This window comes from Mesorhizobium sp. A623 (assembly GCF_054489405.1).
Window position 1 is genome coordinate 111,002 of the sequence record NZ_JBTMXB010000003.1, and the last position, 12,963, is coordinate 123,964.

Sequence of the window (12,963 nt, forward strand, 5' to 3'; positions counted from 1 at the left end):
CCGCCCGGAAACCGGAGTCTCGACGATTTTCGTCAAGATCCGCTTTAGCGGCCTTGATTCCGCAGCCGGAACCAAAGACGAAAGCCTTGACCTTACCGTAAACCCTGTCGGGACAATCTGAAATTTCATCTTCCTCTGGCCCGCTTGACCAGCGAACTGATCTAGTCCGTTTCGCCTGCCGTCGCATGGCCGAACAGCTTGGGAAATCCGCGCGAGACACCCGTGTCGACCGTGACTTCGGCGCTCATGCCGGTCCGCAACGCGATCTTCGCGCTCGGGTCGGTCAACTCCAGCCGAACCGGAATGCGCTGCGTGACCTTGACCCAGTTTCCGGTGGCGTTCTGGGCGGGCAGTAGCGAGAATTCAGCGCCGGTGCCTGCACCTATCGCCAGCACGGTCGCCTCGAAGGTCCTGCCCGGATAGGTGTCGAGTACGACTTCGGCCTTCTGGCCGGCCTTCATGTGCGTAAGCTGGGTTTCCTTGAAATTGGCGTCGATCCAGGTATCGCCCGTCTCCACCAGCGAAAACAGGGCAGCGCCGGAGCCGACAAACTGGCCTATCTTGAACGACGAGGCCTGAGCGATGACGCCGTCGGCCGGGGCGCGAACGGTGCTTTGCGCCAGGTCGTAGGCAGCCTTGTCACGCACGGCCAGCGCCGACATGACGGTCGGGTGCTTGTCCGTTTCGATGTCCGGATTGCCGCCCAGCGCCGCCTTGGCGCTCTCGATGCCCTGCCGGGTCACGGCTACCTCCTGCTTGGCCTTGGCAAGATCGTTGCGCGCTTCATCGAGCGAGGACTTGGCGTTGATGCCTTTCTTCGCCAGATCGGCCGCCCGGTCGTACTGGGACTGGGCATAATCGACTTCGCTGACCGCCGAGCGTTCCTGCGCCATGGCCTGGCTGTAGGCTGCGCGCAGTTGTTCCACATTCAGCCGCGCAACGGCAACCGCGGCGTCGGCCTGAGCGAGCGCGATCCGGTAAGGCTCCGGGTCGATGGCGAACAGCACGTCGCCTTTCTTGACATGCTGGTTTTCGGCGATGTTCACGTTGACGATCCGGCCCGCCGTATCGGAGGCTATCGAAACACGGGCTTGCCTGAGATTGGCATTTTCTGTCTCCTCATAGCGCCCGCCGGTTACCCAGAAATAGCCGCCAACCGCGACAAGGGCCGCCGGTACCGCCAGCATCAGCACAAAACGCCCCGGCCGGCGCGCCTTGCGTTTCGGCGCCGGTTCCGGATTGTGCGGAAGCGCTACCGCAGCCGGCGTGGCCGGTACGGAGGGTTGAGCCGGGCTTTCCATTTCCAGCTTTGTCACGTCGTCGTTCACTTTTACTCGGGCGTTCATTTTGCTGCGCTCTCTGCAGATTTAGTCGTGTTGGCGGATTTGCAAGACGGCGTTTCGTCGTCCGACAAGTTTTCGATGAGTTTCAATATCCCGTTGACGAGGCTACGGCGGTCTTGTGGAGACAGGCCGGCAAGCGCACGTTCATAAACCTCTCCGGCCATTCCCTTGACGCCGGCAAAAGCTTCGCGCGCCTTTTCGGTCGGGAATATCATGCGCACGCGTCTGTCGGCCGCATCCACACGACGTTCAATCCAGCCGCCCTCCTCCATTCTGTCGATAAGGCGCGAAACGCTGATCGGCTCGATTTCGAGAATTTCGGCGAGCCGGGCCTGCGCAATGCCTTCTTCCTTCACGGCCCAGACCAGAAGCCGCCACTGTGCCGCCGAAAGGCCAAGGCCGCTGGCCTTTGCCTCAAAGCGCCGGCGCAACAACCGCGCCGCGTCGTGGATCAGAAATCCCAGTCTTTCCGTGCCGTCCGTAACCATGAGCGCCATATATAATAAGCGTGCTTACCATTCAAGATACTGCAGCGCACAATTCATGAAAAAAATGGCGCGTTGCGGCACGGCCGGCATGGCTCATGGTAATTTATGCGTGATCGTCGATCATCGGACGCCGCAAGCCGGAACATTCTTGACTCTCGCCAGCGTCGGCACTATCTCACGGCTACGTTAGCACTCGCCTCTTATGAGTGCTAACCGAGTACCGGCACAGCCGGACCGAGATTATTTCTCACCATGACCGAGGAAACACAAATGGCAAAATCGAAGTTCCGCCCGCTTCATGACCGCGTGGTCGTTCGCCGGGTCGAATCCGAAGCAAAGACGGCTGGCGGAATCATCATCCCCGACACGGCCAAGGAAAAGCCGCAGGAAGGCGAGATCGTCGCCGTCGGCTCCGGCGCCCGCGACGATAGCGGCAAGATCATTGCGCTCGACGTCAAGGCCGGCGACCGCATCCTGTTCGGCAAGTGGTCGGGCACCGAAGTCAAGCTCAATGGCGAAGACCTTCTGATCATGAAGGAATCCGACATCATGGGCATCATCGGCTAATCACGCCGTTTCCACCCGCACCATCAACTGAATTTCGGGCGCAAAGCCCAGGAGCACAATAATGGCTGCCAAAGACGTAAAATTCTCCCGTGACGCCCGCGAGCGCATGCTGCGCGGCGTCAACATCCTCGCCGACGCGGTGAAGGTGACGCTCGGTCCCAAGGGCCGTAACGTCGTCATCGACAAGTCGTTCGGCGCACCGCGCATCACCAAGGACGGCGTCACCGTCGCCAAGGAAATCGAACTTGAAGACAAGTTCGAGAACATGGGCGCACAGCTGGTCCGCGAAGTCGCTTCGAAGACCAACGACAAGGCCGGCGACGGCACCACGACCGCCACCGTCCTGGCTCAGGCCATCGTTCAGGAAGGCCACAAGTATGTTGCGGCCGGCATCAACCCGATGGACCTGAAGCGCGGCATCGACCTGGCTGTTGCCGACGTCGTCGCCCAGCTGGTCAAGTCGGCCAAGAAGATCAAGACTTCCGAAGAAGTCGCTCAGGTTGGCACCATTTCGGCCAATGGCGACGAGTCGGTTGGCAAGATGATCGCGGAAGCGATGCAGAAGGTCGGCAATGAAGGCGTTATCACGGTTGAAGAAGCCAAGACCGCCGAGACCGAACTCGAAGTCGTCGAAGGCATGCAGTTCGACCGCGGCTACCTGTCGCCCTACTTCGTCACCAATCCCGACAAGATGATCGCCGATCTCGAGGACGTCTACATTCTTCTCCACGAGAAGAAGCTGTCCAACCTGCAGGCGATGCTGCCGATCCTCGAGGCTGTCGTTCAGTCCTCGAAGCCGCTGCTCATCATCTCGGAAGACGTCGAAGGCGAGGCTCTGGCTACGCTTGTCGTCAACAAGCTGCGTGGCGGCCTGAAGATCGCCGCCGTCAAGGCGCCGGGCTTCGGTGATCGCCGCAAGGCAATGCTGGAAGACATCGCCATCCTCACCGGTGGCCAGGTCATCTCCGAAGACCTCGGCATCAAGCTCGAAAACGTTACGCTGGCCATGCTCGGCCGCGCCAAGAAGGTGTCGATCTCCAAGGAGAACACCACCATCATCGACGGCGCTGGCAAGAAGGCCGAGATCCAGGGCCGCGTTGCCCAGATCAAGCAGCAGATCGAGGAGACCACCTCGGACTACGACAAGGAGAAGCTGCAGGAACGTCTGGCCAAGCTGGCCGGCGGTGTTGCCGTGATCCGCGTCGGCGGCTCGACTGAAGTCGAAGTCAAGGAAAAGAAGGACCGCGTTGACGACGCGCTGAACGCAACCCGCGCTGCTGTCGAAGAAGGCATCGTGGCGGGCGGCGGCGTTGCTCTGCTGCGCGCTTCCACCAACATCAAGGCTGTCGGCGCGAACACCGACCAGACTGCCGGTATCTCCATCGTTCGCAAGGCTCTGCAGGCTCCGTGCCGTCAGATCGCCTCGAACGCCGGTGAAGAAGCCTCGATCGTTGTTGGCAAGATCCTCGACAACAAGGGCGTTTCCTTCGGCTACAACGCGGCCAACGACACGTATGGCGACCTGATCGCGCTCGGCATCGTCGACCCGGTCAAGGTCGTTCGCACCGCGCTTCAGGACGCAGCCTCGGTTGCCGGCCTGCTCGTCACCACCGAAGCCATGATTGCCGATGCTCCGAAGAAGGACAATGGCGGCGGCGGCATGCCTGGCGGCATGGGCGGCGGCATGGGCGGCATGGGCGGCATGGATTTCTAATCCAGCCTACCAAAACCTTGCTTACGGAAAGGGCGCCTTCGGGCGCCCTTTTTTGTTGCGTTCACCGCACAAATCGAATGCCGCCCGGAACCTGGATGGCATTCGCCCGTTTCGGTCCGCAAGTCGAAACGAACCCCCAGGAGATGCGATATGGTGAACAAGGATCAGATTGCCGGCGTGGCCAAGCAGGCCAAGGGATCGGTCAAGGAAGCCGCCGGCAAGGTGGCCGGAAGCAAGCAGACCGAGGCCGAAGGCAAGGTCGAAAAGGCAGCAGGCAAAGTGCAAAAGACCTTTGGAGACGCCAAGGAAAAGGTCAAGAAAGCCCTCTGACGCGTCACCACCATTCAATGAAAAAGGCAGCTTCGGCTGCCTTTTTCATTGAATGAGCGCCTTGCTGAAGGCGTTGGTGAATTTCACCTCGCCGCTGTCGCCCGCCGCCTCGCCAAGTACCACGTCCAGCGCGCTGCTTGTTATCCGTGCGAGCGCGAAGCCGCCCATATAGGCCGCTTTCGGCTTGAACAGATCGAGGTCGCCATGTTTGTAGATCATGGGCGTTTCATGCTGGTGTCCATGAAAGATGCCGACGACGTTGTAGCCTTGCAGGATGGCCAGCAATGCGTCCTGTTCCGCCCGGCTCCACCAATGTGCCGGCCCCGTGCCCTGGTCGTCGAAAGTTCGCGCGACCGGATCCCATTTTTCCTGCGAGAACGTATCCCAGCCATAATGCTGGAAAAGGACGATTGGCCGGCCATCCGAGGCATTGTTCGCCAAGTCGTCCTTCAGCCACGACAGGCCGCTTACCGCGCCATGACCGACATCGCCGGCGAAGCGGTGCGTCTGGACAAGATGCAAGCCGCCCCAATCCCAGGAATAGCAATCGGACTCCACATCGTAATTGCCCGCTGGAACCGCCGGCTTGAAGAACACGCTGGGGCGGTGATTGACCTCGACATAGTCGCGCATTTCACGCCGGTACCAGTTTACGTGGCGGCGCGGACCGTTCTGGTCGAGATCATGGTTGCCGAGCCCGACATAGACCGGCACATGGACACGATCCTGCCCGACGCCTTGCTGGTAGCGTTGGCTGAACTGGAGCAGTTGCGTGCCTTCGCTGGGCAGCGTCACCTGCCCGCCGCCGTCGTCGGTCATATCGCCGCCCACGACGATGCCGAGCGGCGTATCGATACGCTGGCCCGCAGAGCGCAAGGCCGTAGGCACGCCGTCGATCTCACTTGGCCATTCCCTGAGGCTTATGGCGTTCAGCGCCGCTACATTGCGCAGCAAAGCGGCGTCGGTCTTGCCCTCCTGCTGGCAATGGGGACTAAGGCCGCTCGCCATGCGGCATGCGTGAACGTCGCTGATGAACAGAAACGTCGCATCCACGGGCGGAATTACCGGTGTCGATTGCGCGCGAGCGCCTGACGGCAGGACGCCCAATGCAGCCACGCCAGCCATCTCCGCGAGGAAGGTGCGCCGCGAGAGGATTGGGAGTCGCTTTTTCATGGCGCAACGATTTGAACATCATCGCCGCCGACAAAGTCAAGCGCTCGCGAAATTGGCCTGCGCGGCACCTTTACCAACTCTTCAAGGAAAAGTCACAGCGGTATGTATCGAAAGAAGTTTGTGGTGGGTGCGACAGGGATCGAACCTGTGACCCGCTGATTAAGAGTCAGCTGCTCTACCAACTGAGCTACGCACCCACGGCGCGCTGGAAAAACCAGCGCTGGCGGGCATATATCCGGCACCATTGGCCATGTCCAGCCCTATGCCGGGATTTCTCTGGAAATCGGGCCACTATGTCCAAAGCATTGCCATGACGCCTTAGAAACAGCCAAAAATCGGTGCCTGGCTCCGCCGGTAGAGCAGATGACTCTTAATCAGCGGGTCACAGGCACGACTCACACATAAAGCGTGCCTTCCGCGACCTTGACCGCATGGCCGCCGATACGCGCTGCCGCTAGCCGGCCTTGGGCTACCTCCAACTCAAGGCGAATCCGCGACGGACGTCCCATTTCCAGGCCCTGCTCCAGCCAGTAGCGTGCGGTACCGTCGCGCGGACCGTCGAAATGCATGATTGCGCCGGCAAAGGCCGCCGCTGCCGAGCCGGTTGCAGGATCTTCGTAGGACGGCGTTCCGGGCACGATCATCCGGACATGAAACGCGCTGTCGTGGCTTACCGTCTCGCGGCAATAGACATAGGGGCTGGCATTGGCCCACTCGCTCTTTGCTGGCGCGAGTTCGGCCCAGGCCTGATTGTCCAGCCTTATCCGCGCAGCCTCCTTGAGGCCGGCCACGGGGATTGTCACATAGGGAACGCCAGCCGACCAGAACGAGACCCGGTGATTTTCGAAGCCGATTTCATGGGGGCTGAGGCCGAGTGCCGCGCCGATCGCGTCCGCGTCAGCCGAAAATTCAAGGCGCTCCGGCAGCTTGGCCAGGTCGAACTCGCCATAGGATGCGCCCTCGCCTGTTTGCACGACACAGCGCACAGGTCCGATATTTTCTTCCAGCACGAAGATGCCGGCGGCCTTTTCACCGGTCAGTTCCGCCAGCGCCACCGCCGCGCCGACTGTCGGATGACCCGCAAACGGCATTTCGTATTCCGGCGTGAAGATGCGGATGCGGGCGCGATGCCGAGCGTTTTCGGGCGGCAGGACGAAGACGGTTTCGGACAGGTTGAATTCTCGCGCAATCGCCTGCATGGCAGCGGTCTCGAGGCCTTCGCTTTGCAAAACGACAGCCAGCGGATTGCCGGCCAACGGCGTCTTGGCGAACACGTCGTAGAGCATGTATTTCCGGCCAGCCATCGGCCCACTCCCCGCATCATCACCCAACATGGGCGAAATTTAATTTGTAATTCCGGCCGTTAAGCCTGATGTGTCCATGCTTAGGGACGACATACGCATTATAGGGGTCTTGCGTGGACCAGCTTGTCAATCCGCCAAATGGCGAATCCGCCGCCACCATCGAGACGGCCCTGGGGTTGGACGGTGGCGACCAGAAAAAGCAGCGTCGCCGCGGCTGGCTTTATGGGCTGGCGGCTCTGGTAATCGTTGCGGCAGCCATTTTCGCCTATCAATGGGTTGCAGGCTCCGCTGTCAAAACCGACTATACGACCGTGCCTGCGGCCAAGGCCGACCTGACCGTGCAGGTTACCGCGACGGGCACGCTGCAACCCCTCACCCAGGTCGACATTTCCAGCGAGCTATCCGGCGTCGTTCGTTCCGTGGCGGTCAACGAAAACCAGCAGGTCAAGAAAGGCGACGTGCTGGCCGCGCTCGACACCTCGCGCCTGCAAGCGCAGGTCGAGCGGGCGCAGGCTTCGGCAAAGGCCGCGCAAGCCAATGTCGAGAATGCCCGGATCACCTTGAAGGAGAACGAGCAGGCGCTGGTGCGTGCGGCCGAACTGGCCAGGCGTGGCCAGACGACCAACCAGGCGCTGGAAGCCGCGACCGCCACGCGCGACCGCGCCAGGGCGGCTCTGGACAGCGCCGAAGCCAATCTTGCCATTGCCCAGGCGGATTTGAAGCTGCAGCAGTCGGACCTCGACAAGAGCACCATCTACGCCCCCATCGACGGCATCGTGCTGACGCGCTCGGTCGATCCCGGCCAGACGGTCGCCTCCTCGCTGCAGGCGCCCGTTCTTTTCGTCATCGCCGCCGACCTGAAAAGCATGGAGTTGAAGGCGACCATCGACGAGGCCGATATCGGCTCGGTCAAGGCGGGTCAGCACGCCCGGTTTACCGTCGATGCTTTTCCAGAGCGGCCGTTCGACGCGGAAATTCGCGACATTTCCTTTGCCTCGCTGACCACGGACGGGGTCGTGACCTACGATGCACGCCTGAATGTCGCCAATGACGAACTGCTCCTGCGCCCCGGCATGACGGCGACCGTTTCCGTTGTCACCAAGCAGGCCAAGGATGTTCTGGCCGTTCCCGCGATCGCGTTCCGCTACAAGCCCGCGCCGACGGCAAGCAACGGCGGCGGCTGGAGCCTGACGAGCCTGTTCACCGGGCGCATGGGTGGACGGCGTGGACGCGGCCGCTCACAGGCTGCCGCGAAGCCCGCAGACGGATCGCGCACGCTTTACGTCCTGAAGGATGGCCGTCCGCATGCGGTCGACGTCAAGACGGGCGCCACCAACGGCGAACTGACCGAAATCCTTTCTGGCCTCTCCGAAGGCGACGCGGTCATCACCGCGTCGCAGCAGCGCGGTTAAGCAATGGCCGCGCCGCTCCTCATCACCTTCGACAAGGTCTGGAAAAGCTACGGCCAAGGCGAAGCGCGTGTAAACGCGCTGGCCGGCGTCGACCTTTCCATCCGGCAAGGGCAATTCGTGGCGATCATGGGCCCTTCCGGTTCCGGCAAATCCACCTCGATGAACATCATCGGCTGCCTCGATACGCCCAGCGCCGGCACCTATTCCTTCATGGGCGTAGATGCCGGCCGGCTCGACCGCACCCGCCGCGCTATCTTGCGCAATCTCTATGTCGGCTTCGTCTTCCAGGGCTATAATCTGCTGCCGCGCACGACGGCTGCCGAGAATGTCGAACTGCCGCTGATCTATCGCGGCGCGCCGAAGGCAGAGCGGCGCGCGCTGGCGATGCAGGCGCTGGCAGAGGTTGGCCTAACCAGCCGCGAGCACCATACGCCCGGCGAGCTTTCAGGCGGCCAGCAGCAGCGCGTGGCGATAGCCCGCGCCATCGTCACACGCCCCACCTTGCTGGTAGCGGACGAACCGACAGGCAATCTCGACACCGCCCGCAGCCACGAAATCATGGAACTCTTGACCCGGCTCAATACGGAGCATGGCCTGACCATCGTCATGGTGACGCACGAAGCCGATGTCGCCGCCTATGCGCAGCGCACAATCCATTTCCTCGACGGCAATGTCGCCGCCGACACACCGCGAATGGTGGCCGCGAAATGATCTGGGAAACGGTTCGCCTCGCGCTCTTGTCCATCCGCCGCAACGTTCTGCGCTCGTTCCTGACGCTGCTTGGCATCGTTATCGGCGTCGCCGCCGTCATCGCCATGCTGACCATCGGCAACGGCACGACCGAGAAGGTCAAGGCGGACATTGCCAAGCTCGGCTCCAACCTGCTTGTCGTGCGTTCAGGCCGGGCCGGCGGCCCCAGCGCCACCGATAATGTCGCGCGTCAGCTCAACGACAAGGATGTCGAAGCCCTTACCAAGCACCTCGTCGGTGCGCGCGCCATCTCGCCCGCGTCCCAAAAACAGGTTCGCGTCATCTACGGTACGGAAAACCTCACCAGCGGCGTGACCGGCACGAATAGCGACTATCTGGTGGCGCGGGACTGGCAGCTTGCTTCGGGCCGGTCCTTTTCGGATTCGGAGGCACGCAGCGGCGCGGGCGTCTGCCTGATCGGCGAGACGGTGCGGCAGCAATTTTTCGGTGCTGCCGATCCTGAAGGCGAGACGATCCGCGTCAACCGCACCTCCTGCAAAATTATCGGCCTGCTGGAATCGAAAGGGTTTACCGGATTCGGGCAGGATCAGGACAATGTCGTGCTGATGCCGCTTGCCGCATACCAGCGTCGTATCGCGGGAAACCGCGATATCGATTCCATCTATGTCGCCGCCGACGACACGACGCCGACCAGCGTGCTCCTGCCCCGCGTCGAGGATATTTTACGCGACACTAGGCGCATCGGCCCCGACCAGGCAGACAATTTCTCCATCCGCGACATGACGCAGATCGCGGACACGATGGCCGCGGCTACAACCACCATGACGGGCATGCTGGGAGCGGTGGCAGGCGTCAGCCTGCTGGTCGGCGGCATCGGCATCATGAACATCATGCTGGTGTCGGTAACGGAGCGGACGCGCGAGATCGGCATCAGGCTGGCCATCGGCGCGCATGAAAAGCACATCCTGATACAGTTTTTGGTCGAGGCAACGGTGTTGTCGTTGATGGGCGGCATCTTCGGCATCCTGCTTGGCCTGTCGCTGGCCGGCATCGCTTCGCTGACGCTCGCCATCCCGTTTGCGCCCAGCCTTGCCACCATTTTGATCGCAGTCGGCTTTTCCGCGCTGATCGGCATGGTGTTCGGCTTCTTCCCGGCGTTGCGCGGCGCGCGGCTCAACCCGATCGACGCGCTACGGCACGAGTAAGCCTCAGAGACCGTTTGATAACTCGCCCAGCCGAGGCATATGGCGTGGTTTTCGAGAACCGGAGCGGAGCGTACACAAGTACGTGAGCACCGGAAGCGCAGAAAATTGCGCCAGATGTCCGGCTGGGTAGAGTTTCCAAACGGACTCTCAGCCCTGCGTCGAGAAATGCCACTCGATCAGCGGTTTCATATGGCCGGCAAGGTCGTCGGGCAGGTCGCCGGCGCTGTGGATGACGACGGGCGCCTCTATTTCCGGATTGGCTTCCGCCGCGACGAAGCCATTGATGCTGGCAATCATGGCATTGGCCGTCAGCGGCATGCGATAACGGCGGAAGATGACCGTGCCGCTGCGCGTCGACAAAAGGTAGTAGCGCTTGGCAGGCGAAGCCTCGCTTATATCGATGCCGGTTTCCTCCTTGACCTCGCGCCGCATGTTGAAGTCGACGTCGACCAGCCCGTCGCGAAAATCCTCCAACTCGAAGGAGCCGGCCGCGAAATACACCCTGCCGGCGTTCAGCGTGTGCTTGCCCATGCGGATGGCCACCAGCGCATTGTCGCTCGAGACGAGCATGGCGTGCGCGAAGACATGGCCGACACCCGGCATCTGGCGGTTCCTGCGCCAGTACATGAAGGTTGCGTAGCGCACGATATGACAGCGTCCGACAAGCCGCTCGCTGGCGTAGGAAAGTTCGGAAAGCAGCGCCACCCGTCCATCGAACAGATGCGGATTGACGGAAATCTCGTAATCCCAGTTGGCATCGATCTCCCGCATATGCGTCCGTTCCAACGGATGCGGGGCGGGTTCGAGCCTTACGTCGATACTTTCGACCGGAAGGACGACGTCTCGCGGGAGATCGAAACTCATGCCAGGCTCCTTAACTCATATCCAGTGTGACGGCGACCGGACAATGGTCCGACGCCTTCGGTCTGTCCCAGCCTGCGCGTGGAAACCGTTCCACTTCCTGCCCCGGCGGGAAGACGGTGCGCCAAGGTTGCCCGTTGCGGACAATATCGGGAATAGCGGCAGCATTTCGCGCGGCAAGCCCCTTGGACAGCAGGATATAGTCTAGCTGGCATAGATGTCGCTCCTGTGGCCCTCTTGTGTGGTAAAATGACCAGCGATCCATTTCCGGCCTCCGCTCGACGACGTTCTCGCAAAAACCGTCGGCCAGAAGGACATCGAGGCAAGACCGGTCTTCGCCCAGCACGTCGAAGCGGTAGCCGCCAAACTGGTCGCCGTCGATTTTCACGCGCTGGCGGTAGTCGTTCATATCGCCGCAGATCGCCCAGTTCCTGGCGGCGTGTTCCTTGCCGAACCTTTCCTCGATGATTTGGCGAACCGCCTGAGCCTCGGCAATTCGAATCGGCATCGAGGCCTGGCGTCCGTCAAGCCCATTGCGCGGCGGCCCCATCGACTTGAAATGCACGAGATAGAGCGTCAGCGGCTTGCCGCCAACCGTGACGTCTATCTCCAGGCAGTCGCGCCTGAAAATACGCTCGTTGGCAGCGTTACCGGTGGCCGCCAGTTCCGGCGTATGCAGGCCGAATTGTTCGTAAGTGACATCGGCATGGCTGGTCATGCGCACAAACTCGATCGGCTCGCCGTCCGCCGTTTCATGGCGCATCATCACCGCGACATCGATACCGCGCGTATCGTTGCCGGCCGTGGTGTATTTCTGGCGGTAGCCCTCGCCGATCATCCTGAACAGATACCCATACTCGAAAGCCTTGAGCGCCTCGATATTGTCGACCTCCTGCAGGCACAGGATGTCGGCGCGGGTCGCCGCGATGGCGAGCGCGGAAAGCTGGCGCGTATCGTCCGATTGCGCGATTGCGCGGGCCTGTTCCAACGCCCGGTACTCGGCTTCGCTGCCAATGTCGAACAGCGAAAGTGTCCGATCCTGGCCATGGTTTTGATAACCGGAGAAATCGAACCTGCTCATCAGGTTTTCGACGTTAAACGTTGCAAGACGCAAGGACATGCAAGACGTTTGCCCGCTGGGGGCCTTGAAAACAAGGGCACATGGGCCAATCCCTTCAGGGCCAGCACCTGGAACTTTCTCGTTCATTCTCCGTTCAGGGTGAAAGGTTCAGCATTGTAGCCATTCTCGGACTCGTGGCGCGGGGCCAATGAATTGCTGGAGAGTGCAAATGAAACCGCTATTTGCCCATTCGATCAAAACAAGCGTGATGGCGCTTGGACTGGTGTTCGGACTGGCGGGTCCAACATTCGCCGGACCCATGCCGCAGCCTGCCCCCTCGGTGCCGTCGAGCACAGCGGCGCCTGAAATCATCCCCGTACGCGACGCGTGGGCCGGCGGGAACAGCCGCGGCGACTATTGGCGCCGTGACCGGCACAACCGTCATTGGCAAGGCAACCGCTGGAACCACAACAACGCGCATCGCCGCTCCTATAATGATCGGCGCTGGCGCGGTCATCGGCGCCACTATGGCGGCTCCGGCTTTTATCTCGGGCTGGGTGGCATGGCGATCGGACCGGCGATTCGGTATTATGAACCGCGTCGTGTCTATCGCGGTTCCAACGCGCACGTCCGCTGGTGCTACAACCGCTACCGCTCCTACCGCGCAGCGGACAATACGTTCCAGCCCTATAACGGTCCGCGCCAGCAATGCTATTCGCCATATCGGTGAGGTAGCAAAGCACAGCCCGCGCTGCGGCTTTATCTAAAACAAAAAGCCGGCGAATCGCTTCGCCG

General features: G+C 61.5%; 13 protein-coding genes and 1 tRNA gene. 7 read left to right on the plus strand and 7 right to left on the minus strand.

The window, feature by feature from the left end; genetic code table 11:
* Positions 1–161: 161 nt before the first annotated feature.
* Positions 162–1,346, minus strand: a complete 1,185-nt coding sequence (locus ACX3P1_RS04465; RefSeq protein ID WP_459078351.1) for an HlyD family secretion protein — start codon at positions 1,344–1,346, stop codon at positions 162–164.
* Positions 1,343–1,831 (minus strand): MarR family winged helix-turn-helix transcriptional regulator, encoded by a 489-nt coding sequence (locus tag ACX3P1_RS04470; protein ID WP_459078559.1) that lies wholly within the window; start codon positions 1,829–1,831, stop codon positions 1,343–1,345. The genes ACX3P1_RS04465 and ACX3P1_RS04470 overlap by 4 nt, the downstream gene beginning before the upstream one ends.
* Positions 1,832–2,101: 270 nt before the next feature.
* Here ACX3P1_RS04470 and groES point away from each other — a divergent pair, with 270 nt between their 5' ends.
* The 3 genes from groES (at position 2,102) to ACX3P1_RS04485 (ending at position 4,442) form a co-directional block, all read left to right on the plus strand.
* On the plus strand, positions 2,102–2,398 hold the full coding sequence (groES, locus tag ACX3P1_RS04475; protein ID WP_459078352.1) for a co-chaperone GroES: 297 nt from the start codon (positions 2,102–2,104) through the stop codon (positions 2,396–2,398).
* A gap of 61 nt (positions 2,399–2,459) precedes the next feature.
* Complete coding sequence (groL, locus tag ACX3P1_RS04480) at positions 2,460–4,112, plus strand: chaperonin GroEL (protein WP_459078353.1); 1,653 nt, start codon at positions 2,460–2,462, stop codon at positions 4,110–4,112.
* A gap of 150 nt (positions 4,113–4,262) precedes the next feature.
* Positions 4,263–4,442, plus strand: a complete 180-nt coding sequence (locus tag ACX3P1_RS04485) for a CsbD family protein (protein WP_459078354.1) — start codon at positions 4,263–4,265, stop codon at positions 4,440–4,442.
* Between the two features lie 45 nt (positions 4,443–4,487).
* Here the strand turns inward: ACX3P1_RS04485 and ACX3P1_RS04490 are convergent, their stop codons facing one another.
* The 3 genes from ACX3P1_RS04490 to ACX3P1_RS04500 form a co-directional block, all read right to left on the minus strand.
* Positions 4,488–5,615, minus strand: a complete 1,128-nt coding sequence (locus ACX3P1_RS04490; protein WP_459078355.1) for a metallophosphoesterase — start codon at positions 5,613–5,615, stop codon at positions 4,488–4,490.
* 121 nt (positions 5,616–5,736) lie between these two features.
* Positions 5,737–5,812 (minus strand) — tRNA-Lys (locus ACX3P1_RS04495).
* Between the two features lie 198 nt (positions 5,813–6,010).
* Positions 6,011–6,919, minus strand: a complete 909-nt coding sequence (locus ACX3P1_RS04500) for a PhzF family phenazine biosynthesis protein (protein ID WP_459078356.1) — start codon at positions 6,917–6,919, stop codon at positions 6,011–6,013.
* Between the two features lie 113 nt (positions 6,920–7,032).
* On the opposite strand from ACX3P1_RS04500, the gene ACX3P1_RS04505 reads away from it, so the two are divergent.
* From ACX3P1_RS04505 to ACX3P1_RS04515, 3 genes are read left to right on the plus strand one after another with little or no spacing between them, the layout of a single operon-like run.
* Positions 7,033–8,331 carry an efflux RND transporter periplasmic adaptor subunit gene (locus tag ACX3P1_RS04505; protein WP_459078357.1) on the plus strand — a complete coding sequence of 433 codons (1,299 nt, stop codon included), beginning with the start codon at positions 7,033–7,035 and terminating at the stop codon, positions 8,329–8,331.
* A 3-nt stretch (positions 8,332–8,334) separates the two neighbouring features.
* Positions 8,335–9,042: an ABC transporter ATP-binding protein gene (locus ACX3P1_RS04510; protein ID WP_459078358.1), complete on the plus strand. Its 708-nt coding sequence runs from the start codon at positions 8,335–8,337 to the stop codon at positions 9,040–9,042.
* On the plus strand, positions 9,039–10,247 hold the full coding sequence (locus ACX3P1_RS04515) for an ABC transporter permease (protein WP_459078359.1): 1,209 nt from the start codon (positions 9,039–9,041) through the stop codon (positions 10,245–10,247). Before ACX3P1_RS04510 ends, ACX3P1_RS04515 begins: the two co-directional genes overlap by 4 nt.
* A gap of 147 nt (positions 10,248–10,394) precedes the next feature.
* On the opposite strand, the gene ACX3P1_RS04520 is transcribed toward ACX3P1_RS04515, so the two are convergent.
* A complete protein-coding gene (locus ACX3P1_RS04520; protein WP_459078360.1) occupies positions 10,395–11,111 on the minus strand; it encodes a hypothetical protein in 717 nt (238 codons plus the stop codon).
* Between the two features lie 10 nt (positions 11,112–11,121).
* Positions 11,122–12,228, minus strand: a complete 1,107-nt coding sequence (locus tag ACX3P1_RS04525; RefSeq protein ID WP_459078361.1) for an endonuclease/exonuclease/phosphatase family protein — start codon at positions 12,226–12,228, stop codon at positions 11,122–11,124.
* A 169-nt stretch (positions 12,229–12,397) separates the two neighbouring features.
* Between ACX3P1_RS04525 and ACX3P1_RS04530 the strand changes: the two genes are divergently transcribed.
* Entirely contained in the window at positions 12,398–12,898 is a 501-nt protein-coding gene (locus tag ACX3P1_RS04530) for a BA14K family protein (protein WP_459078362.1), read from the plus strand.
* Positions 12,899–12,963: the final 65 nt, after the last annotated feature.